Source organism: Lelliottia sp. GFLA7 (genome assembly GCF_056490165.1).
Genome location: NZ_JBWLAQ010000002.1, coordinates 20,802 through 41,028, shown reverse-complemented (window position 1 = coordinate 41,028; position 20,227 = coordinate 20,802). Strand labels below are relative to the sequence as shown.

The window sequence follows — 20,227 nt, the reverse complement described above, 5'->3', positions numbered from 1 at the left end:
TCTTTTAATTCGACGGCTAATTAATTCTTTTGCCAATTCATAAATACCATTAAAGTAACAATGCAAACACCTGAAAAATAAAATCAGCCTAAATAATTCAAATTTCAGGAAGGCGGCAAGTGCGTGAATCCCCAGGAGCATAGATAACTATGTGACTGGGGTGAATGAACGCAGCCAACGCATCTGAAAATTGAAGTATGACGGGTGTAAAGAGGAATTCACTGTGGCTTCACAACTCTCTAGTCAATTAACCCAACGCTTTTTCCGTTATTTATCCATCACCAGCCAAAGTGATCCAAAAGTAAAAACGCTACCCTCCACGCCAGGCCAACATGAGATGGCTCGAGAACTGGCTAATGAGCTGAAATCACTGGGTTTAAGCGACATTGTGATCGATAAATTTGCGACGGTCACTGCCGTCAAAAAAGGCAATGTCCCAGGTGCGCCGCGCATCGGTTTTATTACCCATATTGATACGGTAGACGTTGGATTATCACCGGATATTCATCCGCAAATATTAACATTTGCAGGAGAAGACCTTTGCCTGAATAAAGAAAAATCGATCTGGTTACGTATTAATAACCATCCTGAAATTAAGGCTTATCCCAATGAAGAGATTATTTTCAGCGACGGGACCAGTGTATTAGGTGCCGATAATAAAGCAGCCGTCACAGTGGTGATGACGGTGCTGGAAAACCTGACGGCGGAGCATCAGCACGGCGATATCGTGGTAGCGTTTGTGCCTGACGAAGAGATTGGTCTATGCGGGGCGAAGGCGCTTGATCTGAAACGCTTTGACGTCGATTTTGCCTGGACTATCGACTGCTGTGAGTTGGGTGAAATCGTGTTTGAGAACTTCAACGCGGCGGCGGCGCAGATCCGCTTTACCGGCGTGACGGCACATCCCATGTCCGCAAAAGGCGTGCTGGTCAATCCGCTGCTGATGGCGATGGATTACATGAGCCATTTCGATCGCCAGCAAACGCCGGAATGCACCGAAGGACGTGAAGGCTATATTTGGTTTAACGGCATCCAGGCCGGGCAAAATGAAGCCGTATTGAAAGCCAATATCCGTGATTTCGGTAGCGACAGCTTCGCGGCACGTAAACAGCAGATTATCGACGTTGTCGACAAGATTGCTGCTCAGCATCCGACCGCAAAAGTGGAATATAAGATTGAAGATACCTACAGCAACATCAGCAATGCGATTGGCGAAGATCGCCGTGCGATCGATCTGATGTTTGAGGCAATGGAATCACTCGGTATCACGCCAAAACCGACGCCGATGCGCGGTGGAACCGACGGCGCGGCGCTGTCAGCAAAAGGCCTGCTGACCCCGAACTTCTTCACCGGCGCGCACAACTTCCACTCGAAGTTTGAGTTTTTACCGCTGTCGTCGTTCGAGGCCTCATACAAAACGGCCCTGCAGATTTGCCTGCTGGCTGCGCGTTAAGCTGGTTTACGCGCCAGCAGTGTGGCGAAGCGCAATTTAATGCGATTACCGTTGGCGTCGGTGCGATGTAATTCACCGACGTCTTCGTTATATTTCAGCGTTTCCCAGCCTTCGTAATAGTGGCTCAATTCACCACTTTTGAACGCAAACGGGAAACCAACGTTACACGGATAATCGTCGGTATCCATCGCCGCGACAATCAGGTTATAGCCGCCCGGCTTGGTGCAACGCTGCATGTTGGCAATCAGTCCGGGAATGGTTTTCGCTTCCAGGAACATCATCACCACGGTCGAGAGAATAAAATCGTACTCACCGTCAAAACTCAGGCTGTTCAGATCCTTGATCGACGCCTGCAGGTTGGTAATCCCCTCTTCCGCTTTGATGCGATCGAGATTCTCGATGCTCATCGGGTTTTTGTCCCAAGCGGTCACGTCATAGCCGTTCGCCGCCAGATACAGACTGTTGCGGCCATTACCGCAGCCCAGATCCAGCGTTTTGCCCGGTTTCACGATCCCTGCGCTGTACACCACATCGGAGTGAGTTCGGGTCATGCCATATTTTTCGGTAAAGTAATTGTCATCGACGAGCGTCATTCTTTTTCCTCAGTTTGCATAAGCGTTGCTTTATCTGAACGAACCAATAGCTTTCCCTGCATCAGCAAAATAAAGGTGCGCACGAGCAACAGCGCGATGATGCAGTTAGTAAAAATAAACAGCGGCACTGCAAGGGCAGCAAAAAAACCTGACGAACTGCTGTGTCCCAGATGCAACCCGGTCGTCGCCAGCGCGGAGACACCGAACGAGAAGCTCCAGAAAGAAGCGTTAAACGGCTGCGAGAGATACCACGGCATCAGGCGCAGCATAAACAGCAGCTGCAGCAGGCCGTAACCAAAGAGCATTTTGGCAAAAGTGTCGGCTTCGCCACCGTTCACACTCAGCCACGCGCTACAGGCCACCAGCGCAGGCGCCAGCTGGATGCCCAGCGACGTGCGCAACGGCGACGGTAATTCACCGTTACTGCGCAATCGCTGCAAAATAACCGGCTCAAGGCTCAGCCAGGAAAAAACGCCTGCGCCTAAAAAGACCAGTCCGGCATCGTGGTAACCCAGCGCGCCGCAAGCCATCGCGCTAATAAAATTGTTGGCGACGGTCGGGAGATACAAACCTGGCGTGGTCGCCTCTTCAGGGTGTTTCCCGCGCCACAGCCCGGCGCTTTGCCAGGCGGAATAGCCGAGTTGAATCACCACGCCTGTTCCGAATAACACCAGCGAGACGGGGCGACACCAGGGGACGAATCCAATCGCCACCAGCATTGTGGTGGCCGGAAACAGGCTGACAAAACTACTCATCACCGGATGACGCATTTCCGCCAGCACGCTGCGCGGAAAACGCACCGCGCGGATGATAAACGCCACGGTCAGGAAAGACCATATCAGCACCGCCAGCGTAACCAACATCTCACCCGGCCAGCGTGATACAGACCAGATAGTGCTGGCATAGCGCCACGCGAAGCCCATACCAATCGTTCCCAAAACCATCCCAAAATAACCGGACGGTAAGTTAAGAATTTGTTGGGATTTGTTTCTTTTATGCATTAATTTTAAACTATAAATTATATTTGAAATGCTAGTTTAAGGGGTTTGTGATTCCGTTGCCAGTACTTCGCAAGTCGTAAAGTTTGCTACGTTTAGTAAGACGCCCAGCAGAGATAACACGATGAAAAAATACCGACTCAGCGACGAAACCCGACTTTATCATTCGCACGACGGAGAGACGAAATCGACCGTCACGCTGCGGCAAATTATTGCCACGCGCGATTTTCACGATGTGACCGCCGGAACCCAGGGCGGGTGGCTAGATGACGAAAGCGCCCTTTCTCATGACGGGACCTGCTGGATCTACGATCAAAACAGCGTCGTCTACGCGGGGGCGAAAATTCAGGGCAACGCCAGAATCACTCAGGCCTGTGTGATAAGCCATTCCGCACAAATCGGCGATAACTGCTGGATAGACGCCGCAAACATCAGCCACGGCGCACGGCTTAGCGATAGCGTGACAGTGCAATGTTCCGAGGTGCGCGGCGAATGCCATTTGTACGGTAACGCCCGCGTTCTTCATAACAGCACGATCGTGGCTGCGATTGGACTCACGCCGGATCGAGAACAGATCCTGAAGATCTTCGATAACGCCACCGTCAGCCAGTCGCGGGTAGTGCATCAGGCCCAGATTTACGGCGATGCGATGGTGAATTTTGCCTTTATTGAACATCGTGCTGAAGTGTTCGATAACGCGCTGATTGAAGGCAACGATCTCAATAATGTGTGGGTCTGTGATTGCGCCAAAGTCTATGGCAACGCGAAGCTGATTGCGGGCACAGAAGAGGATGCCATTCCTACCCTTCGATACAGCTCCCAGGTGGCAGAAAACGCCGTCGTGGAAGGTAACTGCGTGATTAAGCATCACGTCTTAATCGGCGGTCACGCGTGGTTGCGCGGCGGCCCGATAATGATCGATGACCGCGTCGTAATTCAGGGACGCGCGCGCATCAGTGGCGATGTGCTGATCGAGCATCGAATTAATATCAGCGGTGATGCCGTGATTGAGGCGTTAAGCGGGGAGAATATTCATCTCCGCGGCGAAAAAGTGATTAATGGAAACCAGCGAATCACCCGCACACCGCTATTGGGCGCTCTGTGAGCGAATAATTTTCGCGTAAGTGTTCACATCATCGAACTCACCGTTCAAATACTCGGCTTCCTTCAGGCACCCTTCCAGCGCAAACCCGTTGCGTATTGCAACGCTGTTACTCTGCGCGTTCGCGACACGGCATTTAATGACGAAGCGCCGGATTTCGCCACGTTCTACGTAATAACGCATAAACGCCTGTAAAGACTGCGAAAGAATGCCCTGGCCCTGACTGGCTTTATCCAGCCAATAGCCGATGTAGCCCGTCTTGTTGGTCGGCTCGATCGCATTGAACGAGAGCACGCCTTTCAACGCTTCATCATGAATAATCAGAAACATTTTCGCGTAACCGCGCTGGTGCAGCATCTGATTGCTCTGCACATTTCTGCGCGTATCGTCTTCACTACCTACGTGCTGCGCCCAGTCAAATGCCGTCTGTAGCCAGGTTTTATTTTTGATAACCAGATTATGCAGTTCGGTCGTGTAGCGTTCATCCACCGCCCGCAGTTCTATACGGTCTGTCACGAGGATGATTTCAGATGGAATGTCGGTCATTGCCCTCACCTCATTCCTCTCCCAACGGGAGAGGAAAAGAGAAACGTTAGCGCATTACGCGGTCATCAACATAGACACGTTTGTCAGGCGCAGGCGGGAAATACTGATACAGCCAGGTTTCGCTGATCGCATCGCCCTGACAGCGCAGGAACATACGCATGTCGACCGGATCGGTTGAATCGTTTGTTGGGTACCAGTCAAACAAAATGCGATAGCCATCGAACGGTTCAACATAAAGGATTTCAACCTGGCGCGCTTCACCGTTAGAGAGCGTAATCACCGGTTCGATACCTTTCGGCGCGGCGGCCTTTAAATCACCGCCAACAAAATCAATGGCGAAGCGACGCGCCCAGGTTTTCGGGTAGTTTTCGCCCGGTGCCCAGCCTTCCGGGAAGCCGCCCATCCCCGTACGCGTGGCGAACACATTTGCCAGCGGAGAACGAACCGGCGGCTGCGCGCTCCAGTACAGGCGATATTTGAAGTCCAGCTCGTCGCCCGCTTTCACTGGTTTTTCTGGCTGCCAGAAGCACACAACGTTATCCAGCGTTTCACCTGTGGTCGGGATCTCCATCAGGCCTACGCTGCCTTTGCCCCACTGGTTGCGCGGTTCAACCCACAGACTCGGGCGCTTGTTGTACCAGCCCATGATGTCCTGATAGTGGGAGAAATCGCGGTCGAGCTGGAGGAGACCAAAGCCTTTCGGGTTTTTGTCCTGGTAAGCGTTGAACTGTAATTTCTGCGGATTATTCAGCGGACGGCAAATCCATTCCCCATTCCCGCGCCACATTGCCAGACGATCGGAGTCGTGGATTTGCGGGTGAATGGTATCGCACATGCGACGCTCGTTATTGCCGCAGGCAAACATACTGGTCATCGGAGAAATGCCGAGCTGTTTGATATCTTTACGGGCATACAGGTGGTTATCCACCTCCATGATCACCTGGCTCTTCTCGCAATGAATCACGAATTTATATGCGCCAGTGATACTTGGGCTGTCGAGCAGCGTGTAGACGGTAAAGGTGGTATCGCCCGGCTTAACGGTTTCAAACCAGAACGAGGTGAAATCAGGGAACTCTTCCGGCGTATCCGCAAAGGTATCAATCGCCAGACCGCGCGCGGAAAGACCGTACTGATACGTGTCATCTACCGCACGGAAATAGCTCGCGCCAAGGAACGAGACGATATCGCGACGCGCCAGTTCGGGCGCTTTGAACGCGCGGAACCCGGCAAACCCTAAGTCGCTTTGCCCTTCGAGTTGTTTCGTATCCACACCCGCATCGTTGTAGTTAAACAATTCAGGACGGAAATGAATTTCACGCGCCTGGGACGAGGCGGAATCCAGCGAGAACATTCTTACCCGGCGGCGAAAACCCATTCCCATATGGAAGAATTGCACGTCCAGCTGACGGTCTTCAATATTGTTCCACAGCGACTGTTTCGCATCGTATTGAATGGCGTTATATGCCTGCGGCGTCATGGTCGCCAGCGTATTTGGCAGTGGACGCGGCGCACCACCCCACGGAGTTTGCGCCAGATCGTGCGCCATGGATTGCAGAACGGAGAAGTCAAAGCGACGACTCTGACCGTCGGCAATATCGGAATCTGCGGCAAAGGCCGCGCGGGAAAAGAGCGTTGAGAGTCCGGTTGTACCGCTCAGTGCGGCCATTGCCAGCGAGCCCTGTAAAAAACGTCTGCGATTCATGCCTGAGAAAACGTCCTTATGGTCGTGAGTATGAGTTTCGCGCGTGGCGAAACGACGGCAAGAAAGAACGCACAGCCTAAACAAAAACGGTTAAAAATCCAATTGTTGAGCGGTGATTATCTGAACAAAGCGAGAAATATATTCTGTCGAGGGGAATGAACCGAAATCAGCGTAAAGTTAAGTATAAATTTGGGCGTGGGCGAAATAAAAAAGCCCCTGATGGACATCGTCATCAGGGGCTAATTAGGCGCAATCTTATTATTTTACGCTGACATCGATACCTGGGAAATATTTCTGCGCCAGCTTATCGATCGTTCCGTCAGCACGGACTTTTTCAATGGCCGCATCGAGCTGCTTTTTAGTGGCTTCATCACCTTTGCGCAGCCCAAAACCGATCCCCCTGCCGAGGATCGTGTCGTCAGACACCGGTTTGCCGATAAATCCAAACCCTTTACCCTGCGGTTTGCTCAGGAAACCTGCCTGCCCGGCCGCTGACATCACAAGCGAAGCATCAATACGGCCATTCAGCAGGTCGCCCCAGGCCATATTCTGATCTTTATACGACACCACGGTGACACCGTGCTTTTCCCAATGCTCCTTTGCATAGGTTTCCTGAATGGAACCCTGCAATACGCCGATGCTTTTGCCTTTTAAACCTTCAGGCGTGGCTTCTACACCGGTGCCCGCTTTGCCCACCAACTGAGACGGGATGCGGTAAATCGGTTGGGTGAAGTCGATGCTCTGCCGACGCTGATCGGTAATGTTCATCGCGGAGTTAATGGCGTCGAATTTTTTAGCCATTAATCCTGGGATCAGTGCATCAAAAGAGGTTTCGACCCAGCTGCATTTCAGTTCAGCGGCTTTGCAAATCGCCTTGCCGAGATCGATGTCGAACCCTTCCAGTTCGCCAGAAGCATTGCGGCTTTCAAACGGTGGATATTCTGCTTCCAGGCCGTAGCGTAGCTCCGTTGCAGCCAACGTCGAAAACGAACACAGCAATCCCATGCCGACAACTAACGCGTTAAATTTCATGTCAAAACTCCTTAGCGTGGTTTAACCCGACACAGGGCCTGCGCACCTGCCCGTAATGTCGCCTCATCTTTCGCAAAAGAGAGGCGTATCAATTTGTTATCTGTGCCATCAGCGTAAAACGCCGACAGCGGAATCGTGGCCACGCCACATTCGGTAATCAGGCGTTTGACCATTTCACTGTCGCTCTCTTCGCTGAAATGGCTGTAATCAGCCAGCAGGAAGAACGAACCTGCGCTTGGCAGCAATTTAAACGGCGAGTCGGCCAGTAAATTTTGCAACAGATCGCGCTTGCGCTGATAAAACGCGGAGAGCGAAAGCCAGGTTTGCGGATCGGCCATGTGTTCAGCAAAGGCGTATTGCATAGGAGTATCGGCAGAAAACATCAAAAATTGATGCACTTTGCAAATCTCATCCATCAATTCCGCCGGTGCAACACAATACCCAACGCGCCAGCCGGTGACATGATAGGTTTTTCCGAATGATGAAATGATCACACTGCGCTCCGCCAGCTGCGGGTGCGTTGCCATTCCATGATGCGGCTTTTCGTCAAACACGACGTGTTCGTACACTTCGTCAGACAAAATAATAATGTCGGTGTTTTGGGTGATCGCCGCCAGCTGTTGTAAATCCTCAGCAGAGAAGACCTGCCCGCTGGGGTTGTGCGGCGTATTAATAATGATCATGCGGGTGCGGCTGGTCACTGCCGCACGAACTTCGTCCCAGTCTACGGCAAACTCCGGGACCGTCAGCTTGATGGCAACCGGTGTAGCGCCCTGCAACCGCACGATAGGCGCGTAGCTGTCAAAAGACGGTTCAAAATAGATAACTTCATCACCCGGATGTACCAGTCCACTGATCGCGGAGTAAAGCCCTTCACTGGCGCTGGCGGTGATCAACACTTCAGTGCTGGCGTCATAGCGCGTGCCGTAAAGCGTCGCGATTTTGTCCACGATACGCTCTTTAAGAGGAGGCAAACCGGTCATCGCCGCATATTGGTTATGACCTGCTTCCATCGCACGCGTTACACCAGCGATCAGGTTAGGGTCACAGGAAAAGTTGGGCGCGCCTTGAGAAAGATTGATGGCATTGTGTTGGGCTGATAGCTGGCCAATCACAGTAAAAATCGTCGTGCCCACATCAGGCAGTTTAGAACGGGTATGCACAGGGGTACGTAACGTCATCATCAATCCTTTCTCGTGGATATTGCATAACTATTCAACAAGAAGGTGATGAAGACGACAACCGAATTGTTGTCATAGTTGCCATGATCAAAACGCATAGCTCGGGTCTCGCGCGTCTACCGGAAGGCTCGTTAATAGGATTTAGACAGGATGAAAGTGTTTATGGCGTACGAGCGATATCATAAAAATGGGATCACATAATCTTCTTGCAAACCCGACGTTCCGTCACAAAATGAAAAATTGTCCGCCATAACGTGTACTATTTAATTGTCCGCGCCAAACAATTACCTATAAATTAATATTTATCGTGAATATTTATTGCGCCACCAATTCATGAAACCAATTTAGATTTCATTCGGTAAATCGCGCAGCAAATATTAACATTTTAAAAAATTATAGTATTTGCTGAAGTAATTAAAACAATATTAGGATTCATTCGATTCATGATTTTGGCGAAAGTTCACTTCACGTCATAATAAAAACCATTTTAAGGATCGAAAAAATGAAAAGAAAAGTTCTGGCAATTGTCATTCCCGCTCTCATGGCTGCAGGCGCCGCTCACGCCGCGGAGATTTATAATAAAGACGGCAACAAACTCGATCTGTACGGTAAAGTCGACGGGCTGCACTATTTCTCTGACAACACGTCGGCAGATGGCGACCAGTCCTATGTCCGTCTGGGTTTCAAAGGTGAAACGCAGATCAGCGACCAACTGACGGGCTTCGGCCAGTGGGAATACAACGTTCAGGCCAACAATACCGAGGGTTCTGAAAACCAGTCATGGACTCGTCTTGGCTTCGCCGGTCTAAAGTTTGGCGACTACGGCTCATTTGATTATGGCCGTAACTATGGCGTGCTGTATGACGTGGAAGGCTGGACCGATATGCTGCCTGAGTTCGGCGGCGATACGTATTCCCAGTCCGACATCTACATGACCAGCCGCGCAAACGGCGTTGCCACCTATCGCAATACCAACTTCTACGGTCTGGTGGATGGCCTGAGCTTTGCCCTGCAGTATCAGGGTAATAACGAAGACTCAGGCAACGGTAACGAAGGCACCAATAATGGCCGCGATGTCCGTCATGAGAATGGCGACGGTTTTGGTATTTCCACCACCTATGATTTCGGGATGGGGATCAGTGCAGGCGCAGCCTATGCGTCCTCCGATCGTACCAACGCGCAACAAAATGACAGCAGCGCCTATATGGCAGATGGCGAAAAAGCTGATGCCTGGACTGCGGGTCTGAAATACGACACCAATAATATCTATTTGGCCACAATGTATTCCGAAACCCGTAACATGACTTCTTACGGTACTTTTGACGAGGACCACACTGGCGGCGTTGCAAATAAAACGCAGAACGTCGAAGTCACCGCGCAATATCAATTCGATTTCGGTCTTCGTCCGGCGATTTCCTACCTGCAATCCAAAGGCAAGGATTTGACGTACAACGGCGCAAATACCGATCAGGATCTGGTTAAATATGTTGATGTGGGTGCAACCTATTATTTCAACAAAAACATGTCCACTTATGTTGATTATAAAATCAACCTGCTGGATAGCGACGACCAATTCTATAAAGACGCAGGTATTGCAACGGATGACGTTGTGGCGTTAGGTCTGGTTTATCAGTTCTAAATAGCTCACGATAAAAGCCTGCCACCCGGCGGGCTTTTTCATTGATTGACACACCCGGCAAGCTATTGTGTGATGGACGACATGATAAAAACGCATGCCTGGAGTGTTTATGTCGCGCCGTACCTTTCCGCACAATTCTGTAGACGCATTTCTGATCACCGCGCGTCACCTGAATCTCACTCACGCCGCAAAAGAGCTGTGCCTGACCCAGGGTGCCGTCAGCCGTAAAATCGCGACGCTGGAATCCTGGTTCGGCTTTGCGCTGTTTGAGCGGCATGCCCGTGGGCTGCGACTTTCCCCCCAGGGCAGCGCCCTGCTTCCTGACTTACAGGCGGCCTTTGAACACTTACTCACCGTGGCGGAACAAGCGCGCGCCCAACAAACCGTCGTGCGCTTGAAAGTGCCGACATGTGCGATGCGCTGGCTGATCCCCCGCCTGATTCAGGTCGAACGTGAGCAGCCTGAACTGCAAATCGCCCTCACCACCACGACCGACCATACGGTGAATTTTAAAACGGAATCCTATGATGCCGCGATCGTGTTTGGTACGCATTTAAGCGCTGGCGATCTGCTTTTTGAGGAGGCCCTGACGCCGGTGATGAGCCCACAGCGAATGGGTTCGGCTTTGGATGCGCTGACGTTCCTCCATCCTACCCGCGACAAAACCGACTGGTCACTGTGGCTCTCCAGACAAGAAAACGTCTCGCTGGTGATGCACAAAAACCAACACTTCGACACAATGGATTTGGCGATCACCGCCGCGATGCAAGGCCTTGGCATGGCCATTGCTGATGAAACGCTGGTAGAAGAAGATATTCGCGCCGGACGGCTGGCGCGCCCGTTTAACACCAGCGTTAAAACCGGCGCAAGCTATCGGCTGTTGTTACGCGATTCTCATGGCAAGACCGCCGGGCTGGCAGCCTTTCGCGCCTGCTTACTCAATCCAGACTCACATGATGCTTCATAACGCGTTTAAACAGGCTCATCCGGGCGCGCATGAAGCGGTATTCCAGCTTAAAACCTGCATGTTTATTCACACCGAGGCGCAAAAGCACATCGCGTCCTTTTCGGGAAGCTGGCCAGCGGACCGGGCCATGAAGCGCATCACAGGTGCGGCTTGCGTGATGCGCGAAGCTAACCCAGTAATCGGCCACTTGGGCCGCAAACGCCAGATCGCGCTCGTTCACATACTGCCGCGACGGCTCAATCTGATTTAACGTGTCAAACACATACGGAATTTCATTACCGTGCCACGCGCCATTTAAGTAGGTTGCATGTTCCGCCTCGGCGACATAATCAAACCAGTAGCGCCAGCAAGGCTCGCCCACTCGCTGTTGCGCCTGCATCACGGCAAAACCCATCGTGGTAAACGCCATATCGCGACACACCTGTCGGCCCAACTCTTCATCCCCTTTTACGCCAGGATAAAGCAATTTGATCACCCCTAGGCCAAACCGGCGCTCACGTCGTAACTTTTGGATTTGTCCGGCAAGGTCGATCCCGAAGACAGCCATCACGCTCGCTTCATCGCTGTTTGAGCCAATCATCATCGGAACGGGATGCTGGCGCGCAGCCAAAAAGAGATCCAGCATTGGTTCGGGCAACACGCAGTCGCCCACAATCGGTGTCGGTGCCACATTCAGCGGTGCCTCAAGTGACCAGAACGCGTGCGCAGGTATGGCACGCAGCTGTTCCGCCGTCGCGTTAGGCAGGCCAAAATGCGCTGCCACCGCTTCACCTTTTTGCAGCGCATCCTCGCGCGGGGTATCCGGCAAGGTATAACCGCTCTGCACGATCGCTTTGTGGAACAGCCCTTTTGCCAGCGGCGAAGTGAGCAAGGACAGCACGCTGCGGGCCCCGGCGGATTCCCCAAACAGCGTAATATTGCTCGGATCGCCACCAAATGCAGCAATATTGTCGCGCACCCATTGAAGGGCGGCGATGTGATCGAGCAGCGCAAAGTTATGCACAATGCGATCTTCGTCGTTGCAAAGCGCGGGATGGGCAAAGAACCCCAGATGTCCCAGCCGATAGTTCAGCGTCACAACCACCACATCCCGACGCGCCAGCGCCTTGCCGTTATAAGGTGGCAATCCGCCTGCGCCAATCGTAAAACCGCCGCCGTGCAGCCAGACCATCACCGGCAGCGGCGCTTCGCGTTTGCCCGGAGACCAGACGTTCAGGTACAGGCAATCTTCTGAGAATTGACCGGGGTCCCCGCCGCCTAGCTCCCGGCAGTACTCGCTGTTTTGCCAGCTTGACGCAGAAAATGTGCTGGCCTGACGAACGCCCTGCCAGGCCACAGGAGGCTGCGGTGAGCGCCAGCGCAACTCACCGACAGGCGGAGCAGCATAGGGAATACCGCACCAGACATGAACATCTTCATCGGTAAAACCGACTAAACGGCCCTGACACGTATCAACCACCGGGAAAGATGAATGTTCCATACCAACCTTTATTTTCCATCACAGCCCAGCAGAGTAACGTTTTCAGAGCAAACCACAACGGCGTTTACTGCGCTCTTCCGCCTGCTGATACAGCGTAAATTCATCGTTGACTGCACAGCCCAGGGCGATTTCGAATGCCGCCTGGCTGGAATTCCCATGACTCCGCGCCTGGGTTTCATTGCCAAGATTCGACTGGAAAATCCCTGCCGCGCTGACCGGGAGGAAATCTTCATAAACAATCGGCTGCGCCACGACCCACCCGCGCTCAATCAGTGGTTGCGGGTCATCACCTGGGCGGAATGCCTGGCGGTGCGATTCGCCCGCAGGCGTCAGTCGGTAGCGGAAATAGGCTAATTCCTGTCGGCGCAGGAACATTTCGCTGTCCGGGAATGCCTGGAACACTTCGCGCAAATGGAGCTGATGCGTCAGATTGTCCCTGCCCGTTCCCGCTTCGCCCAGTAAACGATCGTAAAGCGCGCGGCCTTTTGGCGTTAACGCCACCCCACGCTGTTCGATCTCGCCAAAACGGGCGGTATGCGTTCCGCGATGTTCTCCGGCAAAGAGCACCGGCTCTTCCAGCGCTTTGAAACTGGTCTGCCGCAATAAGACCGGCACGTCGCGTCGCGGCGGTCCTTCAATCACGATTTTGGGCTCAATACCGTATTTCGGCATCAACTCCTGCACCCGATCAATATCTAAAGTGCGTGGCGTCAGATGGTTAATATGGCATCCGGGGAAACACACCACATCGGCGATAAGCCGATGCTCATTGTGCAGCGCCAGATACGTTTCTTGGTCGACAAGCGCATGGCTGTGCCAGCGGAACGTTTCCAGCGCTTCCTGAACAAACTCGCGCGCCTGAGCTTCCGTAAAACGGCCTTCTGACTCATGCAGATCAATCAGTTCCAGACAGCGCGGGGTAAAAATGGTGCGCCGGGCCAGAATATCCGCAGCACGTTCACGCAGCGCCACGTTTTCTATAAGTTCCAGCCGGAGCAATGAGGTGAATACCCGGAAGGGATTTCGCGACAACGCATCGTCATCAATGGGACGAAACGCCGTTGAATGCACCGGCACGCCGGCCTGTGAGAGATCGTAATAGCTGACGGGATGCATCCCCATAATGGCAAACATCCGGCGTAACGTGGAGAGTTCCTTTGCGCTGCCAACGCGGATCGCGCCGTGACGCTCGACATTCAGCCGCGCCAGTTCATCAGCATTCGCGAGTTGTTCATGTAAGTGCGGATTATTTTCCAGTACCGCCAGATTCACATCTGCAACCAGTTCCAGCAATGTGCCGTACTGCGGAACTTCCTGCTGGTACATCGCTGACATAGCCTGCGAAAAGTGTTCCCGAATATCATCAGCCGTGATGGTGTTCGCCATGATGTCATGCTCCCAGTGAATAATACCTGGAGTGTAGAGAAGGCCGTCCGCCTTCGGGGGGAAGAATTTCCAATCTGTGATCCTGATAGCCCGCTGGTCATTCGCTGCGCGTAGACGGTTTCCCTTCACCTTTGCGTCTAACCCTACTCCTTATTACCCTCAGTCAGAAAATCTTGTTGTAACTCAATTACATCAAATGTTAATAATATTTTGCTATCAGGTTATCAAAATTAAACTTCTTCCCTTGTCTCTTGCCTCGCTCTATTCATAACATCGCCTATGGAAAAAAATGGTTTGTTTAGTCAGCGCATACGCTTGCGCCATTTGCACACTTTTGTGGCCGTCGCTCAACAGGGAACGCTGGGGCGTGCGGCTGAAACTCTTAATCTTAGCCAGCCAGCGCTCTCAAAAACACTGAATGAACTGGAACAACTGACCGGAACACGTTTGTTTAATCGTGGCCGTCTTGGCGCACAGCTGACGCTGGTGGGTGAGCAGTTTTTAACGCATGCCGTCAAAGTACTCGACGCCCTGAACACTGCGGGTCAGGCACTGAATCGCAAAGACAGTCAGGATACCGACGTGGTCCGCGTGGGGGCGTTGCCCACGGCAGCGCTCGGTATTTTGCCTGCCGCCATCGGCCAGTTTCATAAGCAGCAAAAAAACACCACGCTGCAAGTAGCCACCATGAACAACACCATGCTGCTGTCGGGGCTTAAATCCGGTGAACTGGATTTAGGGATTGGCCGCATGTCTGACCCGGAGCTTATGGTCGGTCTTAATTATGAACTTTTGTTCCTGGAATCACTGAAGCTGGTGGTACGGCCTGGGCACCCTTTATTACGTGACACCGTCACGTTAAGCCGCGTCATGGAATGGCCGGTAGTCGTTTCCCCAAAAGGCACCGCTCCGCGCCACAACGCGGAAGTCATGCTCCAGATGCAAGGCTGCACATTACCGTCGGGCTGTATAGAAACGCTTTCGGCGTCGCTTTCTCGCCAGTTGACGGTGGACTATGACTACGTCTGGTTTGTCCCTTCAGGCGCGGTGAAAGAGGATTTACGTCAGGGCTGTTTGACGGCGCTCCCGGTGGCATCGCCAGGCGCGGGTGAGCCTATCGGCATCCTGACGCGCGTCGATATCCCGCTTTCTTCGGGCGCGCAGTCGCTTCTCAGCGCCATCCGCAAATCCATGCCTATCTGATTCACTCCCTCATGCCTGTCCGGCCCGTCGTTCTGACGGGCTTTTTGTTTCTGTTATTCAAATAATGCGAAATCATTCATTAACAATTGCGCAAAACAATTTAACAGTTTTATCATAGCCGCGAATTCACCAAATGGTTCATTCGAACTTAATTTACGTGCGTTCGAAAGCCGTACAAGCGGTATATTTTCAATAAATCATTATTAAATCCGAACTTGGTTACCCATATGGTACATACGCAGAGTGGCGTTACCTGGGAATTATGAGGTCTTTAAGGAGACAGAAATGGCATTTGGCAGCGCGCCGCGCGGGATAGCAAAATTCCTGCAGTGGCTCCTGGTGGGGCTGATGACAATCATCGGTCTGGCGGTTGGCGGCTTGGGCTTTAAGCTCGCTACCGTAGGAGGAACCTGGTACTTCCTCATCGTTGGCGTAGTGATGTTGATCTCCGCCTTCTTGATTTTCACCCGTCGCATCAGCGGAATTATTCTTTACGCTGTCGCCTTTATCGCGTCGATTTTTTGGGCGGTGAATGACGCTGGCTGGGATTTCTGGCCGCTGTTCTCGCGCCTGTTCACCCTCGCCGTCCTCGCCTTTCTGTGCGCCCTTGTCTGGCCACTACTGCGAGCGGCGAACCGCAACGTAGCAGTGAATAAAAAACCGGCATTCACGGTGGCGGCGATTATTGCGCTGGCGATGCTGGTGAGCGTTGGCTGGATGTTTAAACCGCAAACGCTCGTAACCGCTAATGAGCCTGTTCCGGTCAAACCGGTTGCCCCTGGCGAGCAGCAAAAAGACTGGGCGCACTGGGGAAACACCACCCACGGCGACCGCTTTGCCGCGCTGGATCAGATCAACAAGCAAAATATCAATACGTTGAAAGTGGCCTGGACCGCGCATACGGGTGACATTCCGCAGAGCAACGGGTCCGGTGCTGAAGACCAGAACACCCCTTTACAGATAGGCGACACGCTGTTTGTCTGCACGCCGTACAGCAAAGTGCTGGCGCTGGATGTTGATTCCGGCAAAGAAAAATGGCGTTACGATTCCAAAGCCACCGCGCCAAACTGGCAGCGCTGTCGCGGTCTGGGTTATTTTGAAGACACCCAATCAGTGACAACGTCACTTAAAGATACGCAGCCAGCGGCCTGCCCGCGTCGCCTGTTCCTGCCGACAACCGATGCGCGCCTGATCGCGATCAACGCCGATAACGGCAAGGTCTGCGAAGACTTTGGCGATCACGGCGTCGTCGATCTCAGCGTCGGTATGGGCGAAATCAAACCAGGCTATTACCAGCAGACGTCAACCCCGCTGGTGGCCGGAAATGTCGTCGTCGTCGGGGGCCGAGTCGCCGATAACTTCTCCACCGGCGAACCGCCGGGCGTGGTGCGTGCCTATGACGTTCGCACCGGCAAACTGGCGTGGGCATGGGATCCGGGCAATCCGGCTATCACCGGCCTGCCGCCGGAAGGTCAGACCTATACGCGCGGCACGCCAAACGTCTGGTCGGCAATGTCTTACGACGCGAAGCTGAACCTGATTTATCTCCCGACCGGCAACGCAACGCCTGATTTCTACGCGGGTGAACGTACCCCCCTGGACGACAAATACAGCTCATCCGTGGTGGCCGTTGATGCGACGACCGGTCAGGTGCGCTGGCATTATCAAACCACTCACCACGACCTGTGGGACTTTGACCTGCCGTCGCAACCGCTGCTGTACGATTTGCCGGATGGTAAAGGCGGCACGACGCCCGTTCTGGTGCAAACCAGCAAACAGGGCATGATTTTTATGCTCAATCGCGAAACCGGCGAGCCGGTAGCGAAAGTCGAAGAACGTCCTGTTCCTGCGGGCAATATTCAGGGCGAACGCTATTCTCCGACTCAGCCGTATTCCGTCGGTATGCCGATGATTGGCAACCAGACGCTGACCGAATCGGACATGTGGGGCGCGACGCCTGTCGATCTGCTGCTGTGCCGTATTCAGTTTAAAGAGATGCGTCATCAGGGCGTCTTTACCCCGCCAGGCCTTGACCGTTCTCTGCAGTTCCCGGGCTCGCTCGGCGGCATGAACTGGGGAAGCGTGTCGGTGGATCCGAATAACGGCCTGATGTTCGTCAACGATATGCGTCTGGGACTGGCAAACTATATGGTGCCGCGTGCAAACGTCGCCAAAAACGCCAGCGGCATTGAGATGGGAATTGTGCCGATGGACGGCACGCCGTATGGTGCCATGCGCGAGCGTTTCCTCTCCCCACTGGGTATTCCCTGCCAGAAGCCGCCGTTCGGCACCATGTCCGCCGTCGATCTGAAAAGCGGCAAATTGGTGTGGCAGGTTCCGGTTGGTACCGTGGAAGATACCGGCCCGCTGGGCATTCGTATGCACATGCCTATCCCGATCGGGATGCCAACGCTGGGCGCATCGCTGTCCACGCAGTCGGGTCTGCTGTTCTTTGCGGGCACCCAGGATTTCTACCTGCGCGCGTTTGATACGGCGACCGGGAAAGAGATCTGGAAAGACCGTCTGCCTGTGGGCAGCCAGTCGGGGCCGATGACCTACGTCTCGCCGAAAACAGGCAAACAGTACATCATCATTAACGCGGGTGGCGCACGCCAGTCGCCGGACAGGGGTGATTACATCATTGCCTATGCGCTACCTGATAAACCGTAATCGGGTAACACGTAACGGCCAGTCGCAAGAGTGACTGGCCATTTTTTTAAGGTGCGACAGGCGCTAACATCACGGGTTTATTCATGGTAAATGACACCACAAAATCCTGACTCACGCCCGGCGACCAGCAGCTGCGGGAGACGGCCTTCCACGTTTCGGCAAAGAACGCTTTGTCCCCTTTGGCACTGTATCCCATTGCACGTCCGTTCGGCTTCACATCAAATTTCACCGCGACTTTCCCTTCAAATTCCTGCGCTGCCGCCTGTGCGGGATAGATCGGCTGCACCTGATACACTTCGCCGTCGCAGTCAGGCTGTTGGGAATCCGTGGCGTTGTCTTTGGTCGAGGCGGAGCCGCCTATCGGAAAGGATAAACCCGCGCCCACACCTACGCCGTTGCTTCCACCGCCGATGCCGAAACCGCCCACGCCCACTGAGCAACCGGTCATCAGGCTGGAAAGCGCGATCAGGAGGGTCATACGTTTTGCTGGAGTCATTTCGGTACCACCATAAAAAAGGGTTCATGCCAGAACATGAACCCTTTTTACACAGGTTGGTGAGACAGTCAATCCAGGGAGATTAGAAGGTTTCCCAGTTATCGCCACCGTCAGCCACGGCTGGGCGTAACGGAGTGGACTGCGCAAGAGCCGACGGTTTTGCGCTGCGAGACGGCGCGACGCCGTTCAGACGGAATGCACCTACCGCTTCGGTCAGACGCGCACCTTGTTCTTCCAGCGATGCCGCCGCTGCGGACGCTTCTTCCACCAGCGAGGCGTTCTGCTGCGTCACTTTGTCCATTTCAGAAATCGCCTGGCTGACCTGCACAATGCCACGACTCTGTTCGTCGGACGCTGCCGCGATTTCAAGCATAATATCGGTGACGCGCTTAACGGCTTCGACGATATCATTCATGGTGTTACCCGCAGCGACCACTTCGCCAGAACCCTGATCGATAAGGGTCACCGACTCATTAATCAGCCCTTCAATTTCTTTCGCGGCGTTTGCACTGCGGCTCGCCAGCGTACGCACTTCACTCGCCACAACCGCAAATCCACGCCCCTGTTCGCCCGCACGCGCGGCCTCTACGGCAGCGTTCAGCGCCAGAATATTGGTCTGGAAAGCGATGCTGTTAATGACCGCAGTGATTTCCGAAATTTTCTTCGAGCTGGTAGAGATATTGCTCATGGTTTTCACCACGCCGGACACCATCTGGCCGCCACGGCTGGCTTTACCGGAGGCGTCTTCTGCCAGTTTGCTCGCGTGATGGGCGTTATCGGCGTTCTGTTTCACCGTCGCCGTCAGCTCTTCCATGCTGGCTGCGGTTTGTTCAATCGCGGCCGCCTGCTGTTCGGTACGGGACGAGAGATCGGTGTTACCGGCAGAGATCTCGCTGGTCCCGCGATAAATTTCTTCCGCACCCTGACGCACGGTGCCGACGGTATTGACCAGCGAGTGCTGCATGGTTTGCAGATCGTGGGTCAAACGCCCAATTTCACTGCGCCCGGTCAGATCGTCCGCCATGGTCAAATCCCCTTTCGCAATCAGTTCGATGCGGCGGGCAGCGCGTTGCAGCGGATTAATCACGGTACGGCGGAGCACCACAAACGTCATCGCCGTCAGGATCAAGGCCAACGCAAACGCGCCAACCATAAACATCAGACCCAACTGCGTGCGCTTGTGCGCTTCAGAAGTGAGCAAGTTCGCGCGATCGGTACGGATCTTAATCGCTTTCAGTAACACTTCGTTATACGCGTCGTCCAGTGGACGAGCGGACTCATTTTCGTGGTTAATAATGGCTTCAAACATGCCGTTTTTGGCATATTTCAGCATCGGCTGAAGCCCGGTGATGTAGGCGTCAAAGCGCGTTTTCAGATCGTTATCCAGTGCTTCGTCTGCAGGAGTACGAACCGAACGATTCATGTACATGGCGAAGCTCGTCTGCGACTGCTTGATACGCGTCTCAGCTTCGGCGATGTTTTGTTTCATCGCATCCATTTCAGCAATACGGCTTGCCGCGCCCGCATGGATCATGTTGATTCGGGCAGTGCGTAAATGGTTTGAGCTATTAGATAAACCCGTGCGGACCTGAATCTCCTGCGTGACATCTTGCTGATCGTTATCGGCTTGCAGCAGGAAATACCCCGCCAATACCGAACTCAACGCAAACAATAAAATGATGCCACCGAGAATTGAGGAAAACAGCGGAACCAGCCGGATGTGATGCAGGAAACTCAGCGTTTGCGGGCTTCGCATCTTTTTTGTGTTGTCCATGACCG

General features: G+C 53.4%; 16 protein-coding genes. 6 read left to right on the top strand and 10 right to left on the bottom strand.

The genetic code is table 11. The features are described 5' to 3' along the window. Window positions 1–223 precede the first annotated feature (223 nt). Window positions 224–1,453: a peptidase T gene (gene pepT, locus AC07RN_RS05640; protein ID WP_478335827.1), complete on the top strand. Its 1,230-nt coding sequence runs from the start codon at window positions 224–226 to the stop codon at window positions 1,451–1,453. On the opposite strand, the gene tehB is transcribed toward pepT, so the two are convergent. Together tehB and tehA are read right to left on the bottom strand one after the other, a co-directional pair. Beyond that, on the bottom strand, window positions 1,450–2,046 hold the full coding sequence (tehB, locus tag AC07RN_RS05635; RefSeq protein WP_478335826.1) for a tellurite resistance methyltransferase TehB: 597 nt from the start codon (window positions 2,044–2,046) through the stop codon (window positions 1,450–1,452). The two genes, pepT and tehB, sit on opposite strands and share 4 nt — an antisense overlap. Next, window positions 2,043–3,047, bottom strand: a complete 1,005-nt coding sequence (gene tehA / locus AC07RN_RS05630) for a dicarboxylate transporter/tellurite-resistance protein TehA (protein ID WP_478335825.1) — start codon at window positions 3,045–3,047, stop codon at window positions 2,043–2,045. The genes tehB and tehA overlap by 4 nt, the downstream gene beginning before the upstream one ends. A 121-nt stretch (window positions 3,048–3,168) precedes the next feature. Between tehA and ydcK the strand changes: the two genes are divergently transcribed. Then, window positions 3,169–4,149 carry a YdcK family protein gene (gene ydcK, locus AC07RN_RS05625; RefSeq protein ID WP_478335824.1) on the top strand — a complete coding sequence of 327 codons (981 nt, stop codon included), beginning with the start codon at window positions 3,169–3,171 and terminating at the stop codon, window positions 4,147–4,149. Here ydcK and rimL read toward each other — a convergent pair. The 4 genes from rimL to AC07RN_RS05605 form a co-directional block, all read right to left on the bottom strand. Then, window positions 4,132–4,692 carry a 50S ribosomal protein L7/L12-serine acetyltransferase gene (rimL, locus tag AC07RN_RS05620; protein ID WP_478335823.1) on the bottom strand — a complete coding sequence of 187 codons (561 nt, stop codon included), beginning with the start codon at window positions 4,690–4,692 and terminating at the stop codon, window positions 4,132–4,134. The two genes, ydcK and rimL, sit on opposite strands and share 18 nt — an antisense overlap. Before the next feature lie 46 nt (window positions 4,693–4,738). Further along, the gene (locus tag AC07RN_RS05615) at window positions 4,739–6,394 is read right to left on the bottom strand and encodes a glucan biosynthesis protein D (protein ID WP_478335822.1); all 1,656 of its coding nucleotides are present in this window, start codon (window positions 6,392–6,394) and stop codon (window positions 4,739–4,741) included. Window positions 6,395–6,652: 258 nt separating this feature from the next. Then, a complete protein-coding gene (locus AC07RN_RS05610) occupies window positions 6,653–7,426 on the bottom strand; it encodes an ABC transporter substrate-binding protein (protein ID WP_478335821.1) in 774 nt (257 codons plus the stop codon). A gap of 11 nt (window positions 7,427–7,437) precedes the next feature. Next, the gene (locus AC07RN_RS05605) at window positions 7,438–8,607 is read right to left on the bottom strand and encodes a methionine aminotransferase (protein ID WP_478336270.1); all 1,170 of its coding nucleotides are present in this window, start codon (window positions 8,605–8,607) and stop codon (window positions 7,438–7,440) included. 502 nt (window positions 8,608–9,109) lie between these two features. Here AC07RN_RS05605 and ompC point away from each other — a divergent pair. Beyond that, window positions 9,110–10,246 carry a porin OmpC gene (gene ompC / locus AC07RN_RS05600; RefSeq protein ID WP_478335820.1) on the top strand — a complete coding sequence of 379 codons (1,137 nt, stop codon included), beginning with the start codon at window positions 9,110–9,112 and terminating at the stop codon, window positions 10,244–10,246. Between the two features lie 109 nt (window positions 10,247–10,355). Beyond that, window positions 10,356–11,213 carry a LysR family transcriptional regulator gene (locus tag AC07RN_RS05595; RefSeq protein ID WP_478335819.1) on the top strand — a complete coding sequence of 286 codons (858 nt, stop codon included), beginning with the start codon at window positions 10,356–10,358 and terminating at the stop codon, window positions 11,211–11,213. On the opposite strand, the gene AC07RN_RS05590 is transcribed toward AC07RN_RS05595, so the two are convergent. Continuing rightward, window positions 11,185–12,693 (bottom strand): carboxylesterase/lipase family protein, encoded by a 1,509-nt coding sequence (locus AC07RN_RS05590; RefSeq protein WP_478335818.1) that lies wholly within the window; start codon window positions 12,691–12,693, stop codon window positions 11,185–11,187. The two genes, AC07RN_RS05595 and AC07RN_RS05590, sit on opposite strands and share 29 nt — an antisense overlap. A 42-nt stretch (window positions 12,694–12,735) precedes the next feature. Continuing rightward, entirely contained in the window at window positions 12,736–14,079 is a 1,344-nt protein-coding gene (gene hglS, locus AC07RN_RS05585; RefSeq protein WP_407437519.1) for a 2-oxoadipate dioxygenase/decarboxylase HglS, read from the bottom strand. A gap of 279 nt (window positions 14,080–14,358) precedes the next feature. Here hglS and AC07RN_RS05580 point away from each other — a divergent pair, with 279 nt between their 5' ends. Further along, window positions 14,359–15,282, top strand: coding sequence for a LysR substrate-binding domain-containing protein (locus tag AC07RN_RS05580; RefSeq protein ID WP_012017355.1), 924 nt, complete (start codon window positions 14,359–14,361; stop codon window positions 15,280–15,282). Window positions 15,283–15,567: 285 nt separating this feature from the next. Next, window positions 15,568–17,952, top strand: coding sequence for a glucose/quinate/shikimate family membrane-bound PQQ-dependent dehydrogenase (locus tag AC07RN_RS05575; RefSeq protein ID WP_478335817.1), 2,385 nt, complete (start codon window positions 15,568–15,570; stop codon window positions 17,950–17,952). A gap of 46 nt (window positions 17,953–17,998) precedes the next feature. On the opposite strand, the gene AC07RN_RS05570 is transcribed toward AC07RN_RS05575, so the two are convergent. Together AC07RN_RS05570 and AC07RN_RS05565 are read right to left on the bottom strand one after the other, a co-directional pair. Further along, window positions 17,999–18,448, bottom strand: a complete 450-nt coding sequence (locus AC07RN_RS05570) for an energy transducer TonB (protein WP_478335816.1) — start codon at window positions 18,446–18,448, stop codon at window positions 17,999–18,001. Between the two features lie 82 nt (window positions 18,449–18,530). Beyond that, on the bottom strand, window positions 18,531–20,222 hold the full coding sequence (locus AC07RN_RS05565) for a methyl-accepting chemotaxis protein (protein WP_478335815.1): 1,692 nt from the start codon (window positions 20,220–20,222) through the stop codon (window positions 18,531–18,533). Window positions 20,223–20,227 lie beyond the last annotated feature (5 nt).

Bases quoted from the DNA above. Each gene is read 5' to 3' on its own strand.
- tehB (WP_478335826.1), bottom strand. From the start codon at position 2,046: ATGACGCTCGTCGATGACAATTACTTTACCGAAAAATATGGCATGACC.
- tehA (WP_478335825.1), bottom strand. From the start codon at position 3,047: ATGCATAAAAGAAACAAATCCCAACAAATTCTTAACTTACCGTCCGGT.
- ydcK (WP_478335824.1), top strand. From the start codon at position 3,169: ATGAAAAAATACCGACTCAGCGACGAAACCCGACTTTATCATTCGCAC.
- rimL (WP_478335823.1), bottom strand. From the start codon at position 4,692: ATGACCGACATTCCATCTGAAATCATCCTCGTGACAGACCGTATAGAA.
- AC07RN_RS05615 (WP_478335822.1), bottom strand. From the start codon at position 6,394: ATGAATCGCAGACGTTTTTTACAGGGCTCGCTGGCAATGGCCGCACTG.
- AC07RN_RS05610 (WP_478335821.1), bottom strand. From the start codon at position 7,426: ATGAAATTTAACGCGTTAGTTGTCGGCATGGGATTGCTGTGTTCGTTT.
- AC07RN_RS05605 (WP_478336270.1), bottom strand. From the start codon at position 8,607: ATGACGTTACGTACCCCTGTGCATACCCGTTCTAAACTGCCTGATGTG.
- ompC (WP_478335820.1), top strand. From the start codon at position 9,110: ATGAAAAGAAAAGTTCTGGCAATTGTCATTCCCGCTCTCATGGCTGCA.
- AC07RN_RS05595 (WP_478335819.1), top strand. From the start codon at position 10,356: ATGTCGCGCCGTACCTTTCCGCACAATTCTGTAGACGCATTTCTGATC.
- AC07RN_RS05590 (WP_478335818.1), bottom strand. From the start codon at position 12,693: ATGGAACATTCATCTTTCCCGGTGGTTGATACGTGTCAGGGCCGTTTA.
- hglS (WP_407437519.1), bottom strand. From the start codon at position 14,079: ATGGCGAACACCATCACGGCTGATGATATTCGGGAACACTTTTCGCAG.
- AC07RN_RS05580 (WP_012017355.1), top strand. From the start codon at position 14,359: ATGGAAAAAAATGGTTTGTTTAGTCAGCGCATACGCTTGCGCCATTTG.
- AC07RN_RS05575 (WP_478335817.1), top strand. From the start codon at position 15,568: ATGGCATTTGGCAGCGCGCCGCGCGGGATAGCAAAATTCCTGCAGTGG.
- AC07RN_RS05570 (WP_478335816.1), bottom strand. From the start codon at position 18,448: ATGACTCCAGCAAAACGTATGACCCTCCTGATCGCGCTTTCCAGCCTG.
- AC07RN_RS05565 (WP_478335815.1), bottom strand. From the start codon at position 20,222: ATGGACAACACAAAAAAGATGCGAAGCCCGCAAACGCTGAGTTTCCTG.